Origin of the sequence: Lyngbya aestuarii BL J, assembly GCF_000478195.2 — a bacterium.
In the GTDB taxonomy this organism is placed as follows: Bacteria; Cyanobacteriota; Cyanobacteriia; order Cyanobacteriales; family Microcoleaceae; genus Capilliphycus; species Capilliphycus aestuarii.
Genome location: NZ_AUZM01000043.1, coordinates 23250 through 39717, shown reverse-complemented (window position 1 = coordinate 39717; position 16468 = coordinate 23250). Strand labels below are relative to the sequence as shown.

Here is a 16468-nt window from a genome sequence, read left to right as displayed (position 1 = left end):
AAAAACATGGGTTGAAATGATTTGAGATGGATTTCTTGGAAAAAAAGAAATAGAAAATGAACTATTTTTTATTCTTATGAAAAGAAAATTTACGGACTGGAAACAAATTTGATCAGATTCTCTGATTTTTTTAAAGGTTCTAAAAACTTATGGTTTTCCACAGTCAAGGTCGATTTCGATAAAATTTAGACTAAAAAAACTTGACAAAAAAGTTATTTTGTAGTAAAAAAATGTCAACAATATTTGATAATTAGGTTGCAACTCAGCCAAACCCCGCTTAAAATTTAAACTTTAAAAGCTCAAATCAAGGTTCACAAAGGATGAAGCTGGCAGCACGAGTCGAGCAGGTTACACCGTCCCTGACGTTAGCAATCTCAGCCAAAGCTAAAGCGATGAAGGCTGAGGGAATAGATGTCCTCAATTTTAGTGTGGGAGAACCTGACTTCGACACACCTAAACACATTGTCGCTGCGGCTAAGGAGGCGTTAGACGAGGGCAAAACCCGTTATGGGCCAGCAGCCGGGGAACAGAAGCTAAGACAGTTAATCGCAAAATCCCTCAGCCAACAGACAAGCCTATCCTATCAAGCCGAGAACATCATTGTCACCAATGGCGGTAAACAGTCGCTGTACAACCTGATGATGGCGACGATAGAAGCCGGAGATGAGGTGATTATTCCGGCGCCGTATTGGGTGAGCTATCCTGAAATGGTGAAACTCGCAGAAGGAAATCCTGTCATTGTTCCGACGTATGGGGATACGGGATACAAAATTACCCCCGAACTTTTGCGTCAGTCAATTACCTCAAAAACGAAACTATTTATCCTGAATTCTCCTTCTAATCCGACGGGAATGGTGTATTCTCCCGATGAAATTCGAGCCTTAGCAAAAGTTATTGTAGAAGCAGGAATTTATGTGGTAGCCGATGAGATTTATTGTAAAATAATCTACGATGATGCTAAACATCTGAGTATTGCTGCCGCTCATCCTGAGAGTTATAAATACACTTTTATTAGTAGTGGTTTTGCCAAAGCTTACGCAATGACGGGGTGGAGATTAGGATATTTAGCGGGCGATACCCAGGCGATTAAAAGCTTAACTCGCATTCAAGGTCATAGCACTTCCAATGTGTGTACATTTGCTCAATATGGGGCTATAGCTGCTTTAGAAAATTCCCAAGAATGCGTTGAAGAAATGCGATTAGCTTTTGCAAAACGGCGAGAAGTTATGTATGAAATGCTCAGTAATATTTCAGGAATTAGCTGTATTAAACCCGATGGTGCATTTTATATGTATGTGAATATTGGCAAGTTAGGCATCACTTCAGTTGATTTTTGTAATGCCTTATTAGAAGATAAACAGATTGCAGGTGTTCCCGGAATTGCTTTTGGAAATGATGATCATATTCGCTTATCTTATGCGACTGATTTAGGAACGATTGAGACGGGAATGAAACGCTTAGAAGAATTTGTGCGATCGCATCTGTAAAGACAGTTATCGTAGGGATAATTGATGAATTATTCCTACCCGTCACCTATCATTCATTTCGGGTAATCTCAAAACCCTGTAAACCTTCGGGAGACTCCTGATTAACAGACACCTGTTGAACAACAGCCCCAGGTGGTCCTTGATGACACCATTCAATCATTGATTCTACATCAGGTTGTGAGCCTTCTAACACCGCTTCAACCCGACCATCCGGCAAATTTTTCACCCAACCGTTAACGTTGCGTTGTATCGCCGCTTCACGAGTCGAAAATCGAAAGCCGACCCCTTGGACTCGTCCCGAAATCAAAAGGCGAACCCGCTGAGTTGATGAGGGTGATGAGTTTTGCATTAATGACATAAGGATTGAGGTTTATTGTAATCAATGAATCAGCTTTATTCGGGGTCTTCTAATAAAATCGTGTTGAGTAAATTTAACTCTGAAGATGCCATAAAATAGCAGTTATTAAACGCTAATTCTAATGGAGAAATTGACACAGGGCTAGCCACCGCTGCCCAAGGAAAATCTCGGTATTTAGCAATGACAGGCATCACTGACCCTTGCGGGGTTAATGTCCGTCCCAAAGCATTACGCCAGGTTTGCGGGTCAACTAATTCCTGTTTTCTTTCAACCCCATCGCCACTGACAGGCGGTTGCCAAAATTGGGGATAATCTAGGGGGAAGGCAATCGTAACATTGTTGGATTGAATATCTTCTAGTATAGAATATTCCCGCCACTCTGCGTTATTTTCACGCAGTAAAATTTTATAGAGATCACAAGCGGGGCTACGCAGTTTAATCGGGATTTTTTTGCACTCCCCGATTTGATTGAGTATCCCCATTAATCGCTTTCTGGCTTGGCGAATCTTGGCTTGAGACTCGGAGAAACTGTATTTTTCTTGTATTTTGCGATCGCCCCAATCTTCCCACCAAAACGCCCCTAAACAAGTGAGATAATCGGGAATATGAAGGGTTGTATCACTGACATTCGGTAAAAGGTAACTTGATGGATGAGAAACCGTTTTAACTAAAGCTTCAAGGGTCGGATAATTCGCATAAGAAACCCGATCAATTTGAGGGGTTCGTCCTGTTAATCTAAAATCTTTAAACAACTCTTCTATGAACTGTTGACCTTTGATCACCAGTCCCTTCAACTCAGAAGGAGAACTACTATCACAAATAAACACATTTGCCTCTTGCAAAAACTGTTTAATATCATCAGAAATCAACTGCATTAACTCATCATCCCCAATACTACCAACCGGAACAAAAGCTAACCGTTGTTTTTGCAGCCCGGCATCCCCTTTAATTCGAGTCAAAATAGTTGCTCTCAGCATTAATAATAACGTTAATAAATCACTTGATTGACGCAACCATTGACGCTCTTTATCGACGGTTTCACTGGGAATAAAAAAGTCATTAATCAGTAATACAACCCGCCGAGAAATATTTTCACCCGAACATTTTTCACCTGTTTCTGGATGGGTATATTGTCCGCGTCCCCGATAAATTAACTGAGCAATTTCCATTAATGAAGCTTCAACACTAAAACGGGGAAAAGAGGCAATAATCCAATCGGCTTTTGGAAAAGAAACCCCCCTCGACCCCGAAGAAGTCATTAAAAATACCCTAACATTATCCCGTTGAGGTTCAGTCACTAACCGCAGGCGTTCACGGGGTAAAACACTTTGGTCTAAAACTTGAACAAAATCTTTTGAAAATAACCGTTGATCTCCCTCGGTTAACATTCCCTTGAGTTTGCGTAAAAATGCCTTATCTTGAGCAAAAAATATAATTTGTTGAGCGTGATTTTCTAACCCTTTTTTAATTTCTTGCCAAGCATTATTTAAAAGAACAGTCTCACTCTGTTGACGAATAGCTGTTTTAATACTTTGTTGTTTTCCATCACGGTTTAATTCTGGGGTAATTATCGACAGACGAATACTATAATCAATCGTTAATTCTGTCGCCGGATAACTATTACTCATAATATGTAAAGCCGAGTGTTTTTTTCCGCCTATTTTTAATTCAGTTCCCGTTACCCGAAACGCTTCATCACCCCGGCTCGGACTAATCAAAACTTTATCGGGAACACGCTTACCCGCTTCCATAAAATTCTTGAGAACAATTTCATTACTTAAAGACGCATCTGCAATAATTAAAATTACCCGAAACGGTGAATTTTCAGAGATTCCAATAAACTGTTGTTGTAACCATCTGGCGATTTCATTAACAAATAATGCTCCGGCTCCATCCCCCGCCACTTCATCGACCATCACAATAATTGTCGGAACCCGTTTGGCAAATTCTAGACGTTCATTAATTCCGGGTCTAGTATCAACAGGATTGCGAAATAATTTACTTAATGTTTCAATTGTCGTCCCCTTGCTTAAATTTCGATAACCTTGTGTCGCTACGGTTAAAACAACTTGTTGAACTTGGGGGTTTTCTTTCAATAAATGACGAGTTGCAGTCGCCAAAGTTCTTAAAACTCCAGGACTTCTTATCGTCTTCACTCGCTCATCCCGTTCATTTAGAGATTCTTTATACCGTTGACTGGTAGCAATCTCATTATTAATCTCTTGTTCTTGTTGGGGATTAATAAAAAGGGTACTGCTAACCGGATGTTGTAAGTTATCAACCCCGTTGACAACAACAAGACTATCAATATTTTTCTGTTTTTGTTCTTGATGAGCTATTTTTTCCTGGTAGTAGGTTTGAGCAGAACGAATCAGTAAAGAGTTGGTTGTAACTGTTAAGATTCCCGTTTTTTTACCCTGTTCTTGAGCCAAATCTTGGGTAACATTTTGGTTGATCACTACACGAGGACTCGCGTATAAAAATAAAAATCCGTCGCTTTGTTCTTTCAAAAAAGAGACAACCGAAGCTGTTTTCCCAATCCCCGGATTTCCTTCTAAAGCGATAACATTTAATCGCCCGCGTTGTGCTGAAGATAAACCCGCTTTAATCACCGATTTATGAGCATCTCTCAGGGTTAAACTGGATTGAGTTAGATAGGGAGTAATCGCGGAACGGGGAGAGGTTTGAAAGTAATCTAGCAGCTTTTTTGTTTCTTCAATAGCTTCTAAAATATCTTGTCTTTCAAAGGTTTGCATGGGTTGAAAGAAATCTTCTACCTTCTCGGTAAAATCCATGCTTAAATCTTTTTCAAAGCTGGGCGTTTGTTTAAAATAAGTTTTTGCTTGCTTTTTTAAGGTTGGCGGTAAAGACTTTAAAAGTTTATTAAAAACCAATTTAATTTCCGAGTTAAAATTGTCAGGACTATTCAGCTTGCTCATCTTTTCATAAGCTTCTCCCAAAGATTGCATTAACTTAACTTGAGGATTATTCTCAGAATTAAAATGAGCCGATAAACTTTCAACCCCGTTTGATGTGATCGCCATTGCTCTCGTCAGACAAGAGTTTTGTAACCGTTTTTTCTTTTTAAGTAAATCAACTAATTGATAGGTATAGGAAGACGCTTGAGATAATTTATAAAGGGGTTTATCTTTCCCACTAAACACAAAAAGATGTTTTTCTAATTTAGAACTCACTTGCAGTTGATCGCCTTGAACTTCTGCACAAATCCGCGAAAAACTTCCTCTCGCATCCAGATAACGAGTATAACGGTTAATTTCTTGACAATGAGCCGTTTCTAAACGAAAGTCTTCTAATTCTAAAGGAGCGTTAAAAGAAAACTCAAAACAGAGAATAAAATCCTGTGGGGGTTGACGTTTTTTGAGTTGTTCTTCTGTAGGAGATAGCCAGAGTAAAAAGTCCGCTCGTCCTGACTTTCCTTGCTTAACTAAAGACTGATCAATAAAATCTGAAATCTTAAAAGCGTGATGAAATTCCTCAGCCGTTTGTTTGGGTTCCAACTCTCTATTATCTGTTTGTCCGGGTAAGGTTAAAGGACACCATAACGCCTCTAATTTCATCCGGCGAGAGGGTTTATAATGATTCAGACATTCCCGTAAGCTAGTCCAGCCTAAACCGTACCCTAAAACCAATAAATGACGTAAATATTCTTGAATCCGTTCTTCAACATAAATATCGTGAACAGGTAAAGTTTTCGTCTCTTTTAAAGCTTGAATGAGGTGTTTACTGAGTTGACTAATTTTAACTTCTCGCCAAGGTTCGAGTTGGGGATGTTCTTCGTTTAAGAATTTACTATGCAGTAAATAGGCGATAACACCCCGTTGAACAGCGATTTCAAAAACTTGTCCCCAAATTGAAGCTTGTTCTAATTTTAAATTACTATTCATGGTTTTGTCCTCCGACGAAGTACCTGAGCCATATGAGTGAGTATCGCTGGATAACTTAATAATACTTTTCCTTGACGTCGAGAGTGTAAAATAGAGACTTCTCCAGCGGCTTCAGTAGTATTAGGAGAAATCCAATTAAAAGGATCGAGAACGGGAATAAATTGTTGATTCTGTATACCCCGTTCTGCTTCAATAAAATGGAGTCCTCGCAGTACAGTTAATAAGCAAGGATGGACGCTAGAAGTTTGTTCAGGATCGATTAAATGTTGGCGAGATCGCTCCGTCCAATTAATATTACTAAGGCGAGAATCTGAGAGCAGAAAATAAACACAAAATCCCGATTGGGGTCTTTTTTGAGCTTGGGTTTCTATCGCGTGGAGGGTTGCAAAGGTATAAACCGGAATAATATCGCGTAACCCCATTTCACCAATCTGCTCAGAAAAATAGGTGTGATCGCTGGCTCGTAAAATTTCAAAAGCGGCTTCCCCAGACTTCAAACGTTGTCGCATTCTTGTTCCGGGAAACACATCTCGCAGTAGGGTATAAATCGTTAAATCGGGGAAATCTTGGTAAAGTTTTTGCAGGAAATTTCTATCTGCTAAAGGGGTATTATAATCCGCTGTTTTGTTAATCCGACGACTTCGATAACTGTGAGCTAATAGGATAATATGTTCACAACCTTGTTTCTCCAGATAGGCGACTTCTTCTTTAATCAGTCGTTGTTCGCGGAGTTCTTCTTCTGTAGAAACAATATCAGATTGCATTCGTTCGGCTTTGAGTTCATAGCCAACTAAGGGTTTTTCGATAGCGGTGGCGATGTAGCTTTGACTTAAAATCAGATCATTTTTTTGCAGGTTTTTTGGACTTTCATCACAGGGGCGGCTTTTATAGGAAATTAAACCCAGTTTGGAGATTGCGGGTTTTTCAGGAGTAGAAATAGCGATAGGAAAAGCACTAAATAAGGCGGTGAATACTCCTTTTTTTACATAGGTTGCATTGCTTTTTTTCAGGTTTTGTAAGACTAGCCCCTGCATTCGTGTGGGATTATCTTGGGCTAATAAGGACTCCAGGGCTTGAGTCGCAGCATAGATATATTGTTCGCCGCTTTTATCATCATCATCTTGGCTTTGTTGGAGTCGGAGAATTGAGGTTGTAAAGGATAAGCTTTCGGCGTTTTTGAGTTGTTTAACGATACACCACAAACAAGTGTAAACCAGAACTGCAAAAGCGGTTACTGTTGCTGAATGTAGTTGTTTTCCTTGTTCGTTTATGTGTTTTGAATCTCTTTTTTGTAAAGTTCGAGTTTCGTATTCAATTTGAATGGCTTTGGGTAAAGCCCATCCTACAGCATCTTTAACACCCTGACAATATTCGTATTTGGATGCTTGACTTTGGTTGTCTTTGTACTCACAAGGAACAAAAATAACCTGTAATAACTTTTCGGGTAAACACCGTTGAATCTTGACAGATTTTCCCTTATCTTTAATGACTAGATTTCGTTCTAATAATTCAGTTTCTACTTTAATTGAAAATAGAAGATTGGGAATCGATGACGGATTTTCCTCGATTTCTAGTTGTTGTAACCAAGCAATTTTATCAGGTGCGGATGTTGAACTGACTAATAAATTTTGGGTTCCGGCTTCTGCACCTTCTAGTCTGTCCCAATTGACAATTCCCTTTTTAAGACCAATAAATTGTGTAGCGGTTTGTCGGTATACTTGAGAGATAATTTGCTCACCTTGACTTTGGAGAATGCTGATTAAAGCCTTGGCAATTTTATTCATTGAACTCTCACGAATGGTCAGTTCTTGAATAAAATCATCGATTTTATCTCTGGGAATATATTCAATTTTATTGACCAGTTTTTCTAATCCTCCTTCAATTTCTTTTGGAGTTAATTTTCGATCATTACTCGGAACAACAACAGACAGGAAAAATAGTTCTGCAAAACAATTTCTGAGCCGATAGGGAGGGAGGCTATCCGGTTTTGATAAATCTTCTTGGATTTTCTCTAAGCGAGCAAGAAAGGCTGATTTTCCTCGCTCTGGATTATTCCCGTTAATCCGAAAGCGATAGCTAATTTCGCGAATAATATTACTATCTGCCGAGTCGGAGTTAGCCTGTCGATTTTCAAAAATTTGGGTTTTCCATTCCGGCCAAACAGCCAGACAAGAGAAGAATCTAGAACTATGAATATAATCGAGAAAATTAATTTCCGCCGTCGTGCCATAATGAGTGGTGAGATCGAGTGTTAATCCTTTGTTTTTGACAATTTCAACAAAGTGTTTTACTCTTTGAATATATTCTGCTAAAAGTTGTTTGTTCGGGTCTGTACTGTCTTTTGCTTTGTTGGCGATCGCCTCCATAATTATAAAGGTAATATTTAAACGAACCCGCGATAAAGCTTCATCCTCCAAAAATTCAAGAAAGCGTTTAATTTGACTTTCAACTCGGTTATGTTCGGCTTCTAAACTAGCGATCGCATCTCTGATTTCATCTTCATCAGCATCTCGATTTGTTTCGAGTTCATGGGTAATTGCATCGCACATTCGCTTAAAATAATTCGCTGTATCAATCCGTTCGATCGCGGAAATAATTTTCGCAACTTGAACTCCGCGATCGCTTTTAGATAGGCTGCGATCATCAAAAGCTAGAGGGATTAAATTCGCCTGACTCATCCCCGATGGAAAATAGCCACTCACCCGTTTCGCCAGTTTTTCCAACTCTTCTTTGACATTATCAATGAGAAAATCTTCTAACTTTACCTCAGAGGGGAGTGAATTTTTTAAAGCTTCTAGGATACTCTCTCGCAGTCGATCAACCGCCTTTGAAAGTCGCTGTTCATTTCCTTCACTGAGTTGACCTCCAATGCGACTCACAAAGCCATATCCTGGCGGCTCAAAATCCTTGACAAAATTACTCGCTTGTGACTTAAATTCTTTTAGGGAAAATAGCCGCAACAGTACCCCCGAGGTACAGATTCTCAATCGTTTTTTGTCTTGATCGTAGTAAAATAGGGGCCGTTGTTCTGGTTTTTCAGAAAGTCCTGAAGTTTGGGAATTGACACCGATTGCTTTTTCTAGCAAACTAACTAGAAGTGCAAGATCGAGTGAAGCTTGCTGCTGCGAAGCCTGTAGGGACGCACCCTCATTTGAATCTGTCATTGTTTAGGGTCTCCTGATATTTCTGCCTATTTAGACAGCTTCACTCTGTTTTAGTTGACCTCACTAAAAAGAATGGGATCTAACATTTTATTAAATTACAATTGTTCTAACTTGTCAATCACAGCACCGAACAACTGAAAAAACCTAGTAAATTCCCCAAAAGTTAGCGGTTTCCATGGAAATATCTACTGATCTGTAAGCCTTAAACCGTTTATGTGAAATAATGGATGCAAAAGTAAGACCAGATTACTACTATAATGACTGATTGTCAACAGGGAGGCAGATATGGAAATTCTCAACCTAGCTATTATGTTAATCGCTGCGGCTTTTGCGGGCTTAGGGGTTGGTTTCTGGTGGTGGGATAAACGGTTAAAAAGGCAAAAACGAGCCTATGAAACCCAAATTCGCCAACAAGTTGAACAGCTTGAGAAAGAACATCAAAATCGGATTAAAGAAACAGTAGAATCTCTACGACTGGAGTATGAAAATGAACTCAGACAACAAAGCGAAGAAGCCGAACGCTACTATCAGCAAAAACTCAATGAGGTGAATGAATCTTGGCGAGATCGATTAACGACAGAACAACGTCAACTCAATGAACAAATTCAAGTCCGAGATGTGGAACTTGACGAGATGAATCAATCTCTCACCCAGTATGAAACGCAACTGGGACAAGTAAATCAACAGTTGGTTGATAGTGAACAGGAAGTTCAACAAATGAACCAATCTCTGAAGGCTTATGAAGCGAAACTCGGACAAGTTAGCCAAAAATTAGCAGTGAGTAAGGTTCAAGTTCAAGGGATGGGTGAAGCGATCAATTTGTATGGAACTCAACTCAAAAAACTGAATGAAGATAGCGAAAACACTCAAGCGGATATTCAAAATCGCATGGGATTTCTCGAACAAAAACATCAAACAGAAATTCAACAGTTGCGACAGGATTTAGAAGCAGCCCAAGAAAGTCAAGTTCAAAATGCGGTTGCGGGTTTAGAACAAGAGTATCGAGTGAGTATTCGCACCGGAACAGATCAACTGGTTCGCTCAATGCAGGAAACTCCCGAAGCAACGCCAGAGTCGCAGTCATCGGTTTCTATTTCTTCCGTGGAAACCCAACCGGAATTAGTGATCGAAGAACCACTGCTACAGATGACAATAACAGATGAGAAGTTTGAACAGGAAACGGTTGAGGAAAACCCTAACGAGGAAAATATTAGAGTTGAGAATGAGCCTGATGCGATGATGTCTGCAAATGTGCAAACCTCGTCTTTATCCACCAATGAAGCGGTTAATGCTTATATCATTGAAACGATTAATCATTGGGGAGATTCGGGTTTACTTTCAACGGTGCCGCAACTCTTAAATTATGCTCAACACCAAAATGATCAAGTTCGGGAACAGTTAGCGATCGCATTGGGTAAAATTGCCTCTACAAATGGTTTGAGAACTGAGATTCAGCAAGCAATTCCAACGTTAGCAAAACTGAGTCAAGATCCGAATCCTCAAGTGCGTCAAGATGCAGTCCAAGCGTTAGGTTCGATTAAGTCAGAAAAGGTTATTCCCCTTTTACAACGTGCGTTACGGGATTCTAATTATACTGTTGTGCAAGCTGCAACTGTAGCATTAGAAAAGTTCAAATCTTATCCCGTTAAACAAAAAGCTAAACCTCAAAATTTGTCTTGGCAAAAACCTAATCCTAGAGAACAATAAACGGACTAAACATTATCTGGATTTTTCCTTAATTATTGTAATCGTGTGGCGAGTCGTTCGGCTCGCTGACGTTCTTGTTCGGCTCCGCTGCGTCTTTTCGCGCTATCAAAATTGAGTACAACGAAAAAATCAGGCTCTTGAAAATCCCGACTTCGAGCTTGTTCACTGCTGTAATAGATGAACATATTACCTCCTGTAAAAAAGTCGCTGCGATCGCACCAATGCTGATGCAACGAATCAATGAACAGGTTCATCGCTAGACGGTGACGATTGCTGTTGATCAACTCTGTTTTTTGGGTTTATGCTGTCATCAACTTTCCCCCAATTGTTCAAATTATTACTCTAACTTTATTATAGTTGTTCTCGGCTTAATTGCCAGGAGTGAAATCTCACTAAAATGAATGGCATCAATGATTGTATGAAGTCTTCTCAAAATTTTGATTCACAGACTAGGTAAGTGAATTAGATCCTTAAAAGTTAACACTTTGATAATACTCTTATGTCTATTTCAGTAATTCTTTTGTTTTGGGCCGTGATTTTTCTATTGACGATTCCCTGGTTAGTGAAGATTTTTACCGGGAGAAGGGAAGAAGCTATTTCAGAAATTATCTTTCTATTCATTGGTTTGTTAACGTTATGGTTTGTCGGGGGTGCGATTGCGATTGTCGGGGGAAAATTAGATTTTATCTTTCAAACTTGGTTTGCCCAGGTGCGACTCTCTGAAACTCAAAAACAACTGATTCAAGGAGCCGCCTTAGTTGTAGCGGCTATATTAATACTCAATATCGAAAAGATTTGGGCAAGGATAAAACGCTTGTTATTGCAAATTTTAACCCGGATTAAAAAAGACTAAACATCGGGATAAGCCATCTGACGAGGAACAACTATTTGATCAAATTCTTCGGCTGTAATATAACCGAGTTCTAAACAAGCTTGTTTTAAAGTTAGATTTTTTTCATGGGCAACATGAGCAACTTCAGCAGCTTTATCATAGCCAATTTTGGGGTTTAAGGCGGTGACTAACATCAACGACTGTTCGACATATTGATTGATTTTGTCTGTATTCGCTTGCAAATCAACAAGCAGAAAATCGGTGAAATTATTACAACTATCTGCTATAATATTAATAGATTGGATGAGATTAAAAATCATCATCGGTTTAAATACATTTAACTCAAAATGTCCTTGAGATCCGGCAATTCCAATTGCTGTATCATATCCAATCACTTGAGCGGCTACCATCGTCATCGCTTCGCATTGAGTTGGGTTAACTTTTCCCGGCATAATTGAGGAACCCGGTTCATTTTCAGGTAAGATTAATTCTCCCAAACCACAACGGGGGCCACTCCCCAAAAAACGAATATCATTGGCAATTTTCATCAGTGAACAGGCTAAGGTTTTTAAGACTCCACTCGCCATTACAATCGCATCATGGGCTGCCATTGCTGCAAATTTATTGGGTGCAGAAACAAAGGGTAATTGGGTGATTTCACCAATAGATTGAGCTACTTTTTCGGCAAATCCTTTCCCGGCATTTAATCCCGTTCCGACGGCGGTTCCCCCAATTGCTAATTCGTATAAATCGGGTAAAATACTCTCTATTCGCTTTAAATTAGCATCAAGTTGGGCTACATAACCAGAAAATTCTTGTCCTAAAGTGAGCGGAACAGCATCTTGTAAATGAGTCCGACCAATTTTGACAATTTCGGCAAATTCTTCTGATTTTGCTTGCAGTGCATCTCGCATTTTTTGGACTTTAGGAATGAGTCGTTGATGAATAGCAATAGCGGCGGCGATGTGCATTGCTGTGGGAAAAGTATCATTAGAAGATTGTGACATATTGACATGATCATTGGGATGAATTGGGGTTTTACTTCCCATTTTTCCCCCGGCTATTTCAATCGCACGATTGGCAATGACTTCGTTGACATTCATATTACATTGAGTTCCGCTTCCCGTCATCCAAACCCGAAGTGGAAAATTCCCGTCTAACTTTCCGGCGATAATTTCGCCCGCTGCTTGTATGATTAGTATAGCTTTGTCTTCAGGAAGTTTACCTAACTCTTGATTGGTTAACGCTGCTGCTTTTTTGAGGATACAAAAAGCCTGAATAACTTCGGGTGGAATATAATCATTTCCTATCGAAAAATAACGAAGCGATCGCTGTGTTTGCGCTCCCCAGTAACGAGTTACAGAAACTTCGATTTCTCCCATACTATCCCGTTCAACTCGCATTGAATTTGTAGCGTTTTCTGGGTTCATTGTTTGTACTTCTCCGAAGACGTGCAGATTTATGACTAATCTTATTTCTTATCATAAAACGGGAGACAAAAATGATTAAGATAATCTGAAATTTAGGGTGCTGTGATGGGTTAGTGATCTGATAACCCATCCAACCGTTTTAATATTGTTTCATGGCTCGTTCCATCTGACGTTGGTCATCCCGCTTTTTCATCGTGTCTCGTTTGTCGTGCAGTTTTTTACCGCGTCCGACCGCAATCTCGACTTTAACTAATCCGTTTTTAAAGTACATTTTAGTCGGAACTAACGTTAATCCTTTTTGGTCGACTAAACCGATCAGCTTGTTAATTTCTTTTCGATGCAGCAATAACTTGCGAGTCCGGCGAGGTTCGTGGTTAAAATAAGCACTGGTTTCATAGGGTGAAATATGAACATTAATCAGCCATGCTTCACCATTACGAACTAAGGCATAACCATCCTGCATATTGACTCGCCCTGCTCGAATTGATTTGACTTCTGTTCCTTGAAGTTCTATTCCAGCTTGGTAAGTCTCTAACAATTCATAGAGATAGCGGGCTTTACGATTATCTGTAATAATCTTGCGTCCGCCACTGTCATTTTTACCCATATCAACTATACCTCAATTTTATATCAACTCTTAAAATCTACCGAGAGACAGTTGTTTCCTCCGAGAGAATTATGACTTATGTCTTACATCAATCAGATTCAGATCAATAAACTCTCTCTCAAAGAAGATGATATCACTGACTGAATACTTATATTATATAAGTATAGCGTTTAACGTGATTCAATCAAAAAAATTGATAATTCACATTGAATGAAAAGTACAAGATCAGGAGGATTTATGATCCGCGAACAATTACAAAATCTTAAAAACACCAAGCTACTCGGTGCAATCTGCGGAAGTTTACTATTAGGATTACCTTTTGTTCCCAAAGTAGCTTCAGCTCAACCCGCTACAGGTTTAGAGTATTGCTTTGATGACTTTTATCAAGAACCTTTGAATAGCATGGTTAGGGTTCCGCCTGGATGTCCTGACAACGATTATACTCGGGAAGTTGGGGCTGACGAAGAATTAGAGACAGAAGCAAGTTCTCGCCAGATGGATATGGAAATGAACTCTAACACTCAACCCTACAATCGTTCTAATCGAGTGGGTGTGATTCAGCCGCCTATGCCTACTCGTCAAATGAGAACAATGGGATCTGTTGATGTTGATGGTCGTACTGTTGATGTGAGCCTAAATAATGATACCAATGCTGGGGTTACTTATCAAGTCATCGGACATACGGATGACCGATTACTCTACGAAGGAAATGAAACAGAGTTGTTGAATCTACCTTTACCCGTAACAATTACCGTTTTACGGGAAGATGCAGGATTGATTGACATTCAAGATATGATGGCAGAGAATGGAGAAGTTCAGTTTAGGTTGCAAGAAGAAGGCGACTTAACAGGTAGTGAAAAAACAATTCGGATTCAAGAAGATGGTACTGTTTTTGTGTACTAATTGATTGAATTGTTTGAGAGAGAAAGAGAATGCAAACGCTTCTAACGCTGGAGGTTCGTTGGTTTGAATTGGGTAAGATTCCCGAAGTAATCGAACATTGGTTTCAAACAAGTTGTCCGGGTGAACTTTCCAGCACTGTAGAGGAGCGAGAAGATCAATATTTTTATACGCCAGGGTGTGAAGACCTTAATTTAAAGTTACGTCAAGGAAAGTTAGAATTAAAATGGCGTCAAACTCAACTGGAAATTAATTCTTTTCAAGAGAGTTATTGGCAAGGTCGTGTTGAACGATGGTTAAAATGGAGTTATCAAGACTCTATACCTGAAAATTTGATTCAAATGTTAGGAACTGGCGATCAACCGATTGTCAAAATTGGAAAAAAGCGAAGACAACGTTATTATCAAAATGTTGAATATGAACTGACTCAACTCAAATTTGATGAGTGCAAGTTTTGGTGGAGTTTAGGGTTTGAGATGGAAGAAACCGAGACGCACCAAAAAACTCATTTTGAAAACATCGTCAGCCAAATCATTAAAACATATCCGCAAACCGCTTTTAATCTCGATCATTCTCATGCTTATCCCAGTTGGTTGTTAGAACAGGTTTTTGCCAGTCATCTTCAAGATGAGAATAACTTTTCATCCCTAAAATAAAGAATAGATTTTTGTTGATAACCTTATTTACTGTTTAAACAAAATGATTAGTTTAATTCCAACTTTAATTCCAATAATTCAAAATATCCAAACCCCCAAACCTCCGCCCGTTCCCGCACCTCCACCCCAACCCGTGCCTGCGCCCATACCTCAACCGGTTCCTGCCCCTATACCTCAACCCGTGCCTGCACCTATACCCCAACCCATACCGAAACCCATTCCTTAAACCCTGATGGTAACGCAGACCGATATAATGACACGGTAGTCTGATCGTAAGCAAGCACTGTAAACCAACATGGGAACTATCTGGGAACTGGACTTTTATAGCCGTCCACTGCGCGATGAAGAAGATAAAAAGGTTTGGGAAGTTTTAATTTGTCAGACTCCTTTAGAAATCGGTGATCGCGCCGAGTCATTATTTCGCTATACTCAATTTTGCCCGAGTACGGAGGTGAATTCAATTTGGTTGCAGGGAGCCATTCAAGCTGCTATAAAAGAAGCTGATGAAACGCCGCAACGGATTCGTTTTTTTCGACGTCCGATGGCAAATATGATCCTCAAAGCCTGTAAAGAATTGGCAATTCCGGCTACGGCGAGTCGTCGAACTTATGCGTTGTTTCAATGGTTAGAAGAACGTATTGAAAATGTCTATCCCACTTTACCAAACTATCAGGAAACGGCTAATCCTTCTGTGCAGTTTGCATCCTCTCCACCCCAGCGTTTACCCGATGCTTTGCAGGGAGATCAATGGGCATTTGTGAGTCTAGAAGCGAGTGCTTTTCAAGAGATGTCTGAATGGAATATTGGATTTGGTGAAGCCTTTGGTTTGCCGATGGTGGGTTTAAGTGGAGAAACTCAAATTCCAGGTTTAATTGTGTTTTCTTCACGGGCAACTCCTCTAGCCGCTTGGATGTCAGGTTTAGAATTAGCTTTTTTACGAGTTAATAAAGGTGATCGTCCAAGTGTGTTGTTGGAAACTGGAGAAAATGATAGTTGGATTTTAGCAAATTTAACGGATGCTGCCACTCAAGCCGAAGCCGAAGAGTTTGAAGAAGCCAAACGACAGGCAAAAAATGTTCACTTTTTAGCCGTGCAGTCTGATCCCAATACTGAATCTTTTGCTGGACTTTGGATGTTGCAAGAACTGAATTTTTAGGGATAAATCTAGACTAAAAGATTTAGACTAATTGTTCAGTGATCGCCGTAATTTTATCAAAGCGAAAATCTTCAATTATTGAGGTTAAAGTTGCGGCGAGTTCAGCATGGGATTCAGGAATTTGAGTGATCAGATCATTCATCCAAGCGTCATCACCCCGAAGATCAGCTTGATGGAATTGTTTAAGCCATTCTAAAGGCATAATATTTAAAGTTTAGAGTATGAGTTCAACTTTAGAAACAGATGGGATAATTGCAGTATAAATA

Annotated in this window: 14 protein-coding genes; 7 read left to right on the top strand and 7 right to left on the bottom strand. The window is 39.7% G+C overall.

The window, feature by feature from the left end; genetic code table 11:
• The first annotated feature begins 320 nt into the window (after nucleotides 1-320).
• Nucleotides 321-1487 (top strand): pyridoxal phosphate-dependent aminotransferase, encoded by a 1167-nt coding sequence (locus tag M595_RS17580; RefSeq protein ID WP_023067712.1) that lies wholly within the window; start codon nucleotides 321-323, stop codon nucleotides 1485-1487.
• A gap of 49 nt (nucleotides 1488-1536) precedes the next feature.
• Here the strand turns inward: M595_RS17580 and M595_RS17575 are convergent, their stop codons facing one another.
• From M595_RS17575 to M595_RS17565, 3 genes are read right to left on the bottom strand one after another with little or no spacing between them, the layout of a single operon-like run.
• Nucleotides 1537-1836, bottom strand: a complete 300-nt coding sequence (locus M595_RS17575; RefSeq protein WP_023067714.1) for an acylphosphatase — start codon at nucleotides 1834-1836, stop codon at nucleotides 1537-1539.
• 44 nt (nucleotides 1837-1880) lie between these two features.
• Nucleotides 1881-5750 (bottom strand): P-loop NTPase family protein, encoded by a 3870-nt coding sequence (locus tag M595_RS17570; protein ID WP_023067705.1) that lies wholly within the window; start codon nucleotides 5748-5750, stop codon nucleotides 1881-1883.
• Complete coding sequence (locus M595_RS17565; protein WP_023067678.1) at nucleotides 5747-8914, bottom strand: hypothetical protein; 3168 nt, start codon at nucleotides 8912-8914, stop codon at nucleotides 5747-5749. Before M595_RS17565 ends, M595_RS17570 begins: the two co-directional genes overlap by 4 nt.
• A gap of 285 nt (nucleotides 8915-9199) precedes the next feature.
• Here M595_RS17565 and M595_RS17560 point away from each other — a divergent pair, with 285 nt between their 5' ends.
• Nucleotides 9200-10621, top strand: a complete 1422-nt coding sequence (locus M595_RS17560; protein ID WP_023067713.1) for a HEAT repeat domain-containing protein — start codon at nucleotides 9200-9202, stop codon at nucleotides 10619-10621.
• A 32-nt stretch (nucleotides 10622-10653) separates the two neighbouring features.
• Here M595_RS17560 and M595_RS31565 read toward each other — a convergent pair whose 3' ends face one another.
• Entirely contained in the window at nucleotides 10654-10905 is a 252-nt protein-coding gene (locus M595_RS31565) for a hypothetical protein (RefSeq protein ID WP_040484280.1), read from the bottom strand.
• 215 nt (nucleotides 10906-11120) lie between these two features.
• On the opposite strand from M595_RS31565, the gene M595_RS17555 reads away from it, so the two are divergent.
• Nucleotides 11121-11474, top strand: a complete 354-nt coding sequence (locus M595_RS17555; RefSeq protein WP_040484279.1) for a hypothetical protein — start codon at nucleotides 11121-11123, stop codon at nucleotides 11472-11474.
• Here M595_RS17555 and fumC read toward each other — a convergent pair.
• Entirely contained in the window at nucleotides 11471-12883 is a 1413-nt protein-coding gene (fumC, locus tag M595_RS17550) for a class II fumarate hydratase (protein WP_040484278.1), read from the bottom strand. The two genes, M595_RS17555 and fumC, sit on opposite strands and share 4 nt — an antisense overlap.
• 139 nt (nucleotides 12884-13022) lie before the next feature.
• Entirely contained in the window at nucleotides 13023-13490 is a 468-nt protein-coding gene (gene smpB / locus M595_RS17545) for an SsrA-binding protein SmpB (protein ID WP_023067710.1), read from the bottom strand.
• Between the two features lie 210 nt (nucleotides 13491-13700).
• Here smpB and M595_RS17540 point away from each other — a divergent pair, with 210 nt between their 5' ends.
• From M595_RS17540 to M595_RS17525, 4 genes are all read left to right on the top strand, one after another.
• The gene (locus tag M595_RS17540) at nucleotides 13701-14393 is read left to right on the top strand and encodes a hypothetical protein (protein ID WP_152983592.1); all 693 of its coding nucleotides are present in this window, start codon (nucleotides 13701-13703) and stop codon (nucleotides 14391-14393) included.
• Nucleotides 14394-14422: 29 nt separating this feature from the next.
• The gene (locus M595_RS17535) at nucleotides 14423-15046 is read left to right on the top strand and encodes a hypothetical protein (RefSeq protein ID WP_023067703.1); all 624 of its coding nucleotides are present in this window, start codon (nucleotides 14423-14425) and stop codon (nucleotides 15044-15046) included.
• 43 nt (nucleotides 15047-15089) lie between these two features.
• On the top strand, nucleotides 15090-15272 hold the full coding sequence (locus M595_RS17530) for a hypothetical protein (protein WP_023067717.1): 183 nt from the start codon (nucleotides 15090-15092) through the stop codon (nucleotides 15270-15272).
• A 69-nt stretch (nucleotides 15273-15341) separates the two neighbouring features.
• The gene (locus M595_RS17525; RefSeq protein ID WP_023067684.1) at nucleotides 15342-16202 is read left to right on the top strand and encodes a Tab2/Atab2 family RNA-binding protein; all 861 of its coding nucleotides are present in this window, start codon (nucleotides 15342-15344) and stop codon (nucleotides 16200-16202) included.
• Nucleotides 16203-16224: 22 nt separating this feature from the next.
• Here M595_RS17525 and M595_RS17520 read toward each other — a convergent pair whose 3' ends face one another.
• Nucleotides 16225-16404: a hypothetical protein gene (locus M595_RS17520; protein ID WP_023067694.1), complete on the bottom strand. Its 180-nt coding sequence runs from the start codon at nucleotides 16402-16404 to the stop codon at nucleotides 16225-16227.
• Nucleotides 16405-16468: the final 64 nt, after the last annotated feature.

Coding starts and splice junctions, on each gene's coding strand:
- M595_RS17580 (WP_023067712.1), top strand. CDS start 321: ATGAAGCTGGCAGCACGAGTCGAGCAGGTTACACCGTCCCTGACGTTA.
- M595_RS17535 (WP_023067703.1), top strand. CDS start 14,423: ATGCAAACGCTTCTAACGCTGGAGGTTCGTTGGTTTGAATTGGGTAAG.
- M595_RS17565 (WP_023067678.1), bottom strand. CDS start 8,914: ATGACAGATTCAAATGAGGGTGCGTCCCTACAGGCTTCGCAGCAGCAA.
- fumC (WP_040484278.1), bottom strand. CDS start 12,883: ATGAACCCAGAAAACGCTACAAATTCAATGCGAGTTGAACGGGATAGT.
- M595_RS17530 (WP_023067717.1), top strand. CDS start 15,090: ATGATTAGTTTAATTCCAACTTTAATTCCAATAATTCAAAATATCCAA.
- smpB (WP_023067710.1), bottom strand. CDS start 13,490: ATGGGTAAAAATGACAGTGGCGGACGCAAGATTATTACAGATAATCGT.
- M595_RS17575 (WP_023067714.1), bottom strand. CDS start 1,836: ATGCAAAACTCATCACCCTCATCAACTCAGCGGGTTCGCCTTTTGATT.
- M595_RS17555 (WP_040484279.1), top strand. CDS start 11,121: ATGTCTATTTCAGTAATTCTTTTGTTTTGGGCCGTGATTTTTCTATTG.
- M595_RS17540 (WP_152983592.1), top strand. CDS start 13,701: ATGAAAAGTACAAGATCAGGAGGATTTATGATCCGCGAACAATTACAA.
- M595_RS17560 (WP_023067713.1), top strand. CDS start 9,200: ATGGAAATTCTCAACCTAGCTATTATGTTAATCGCTGCGGCTTTTGCG.
- M595_RS17525 (WP_023067684.1), top strand. CDS start 15,342: ATGGGAACTATCTGGGAACTGGACTTTTATAGCCGTCCACTGCGCGAT.
- M595_RS17520 (WP_023067694.1), bottom strand. CDS start 16,404: ATGCCTTTAGAATGGCTTAAACAATTCCATCAAGCTGATCTTCGGGGT.
- M595_RS17570 (WP_023067705.1), bottom strand. CDS start 5,750: ATGAATAGTAATTTAAAATTAGAACAAGCTTCAATTTGGGGACAAGTT.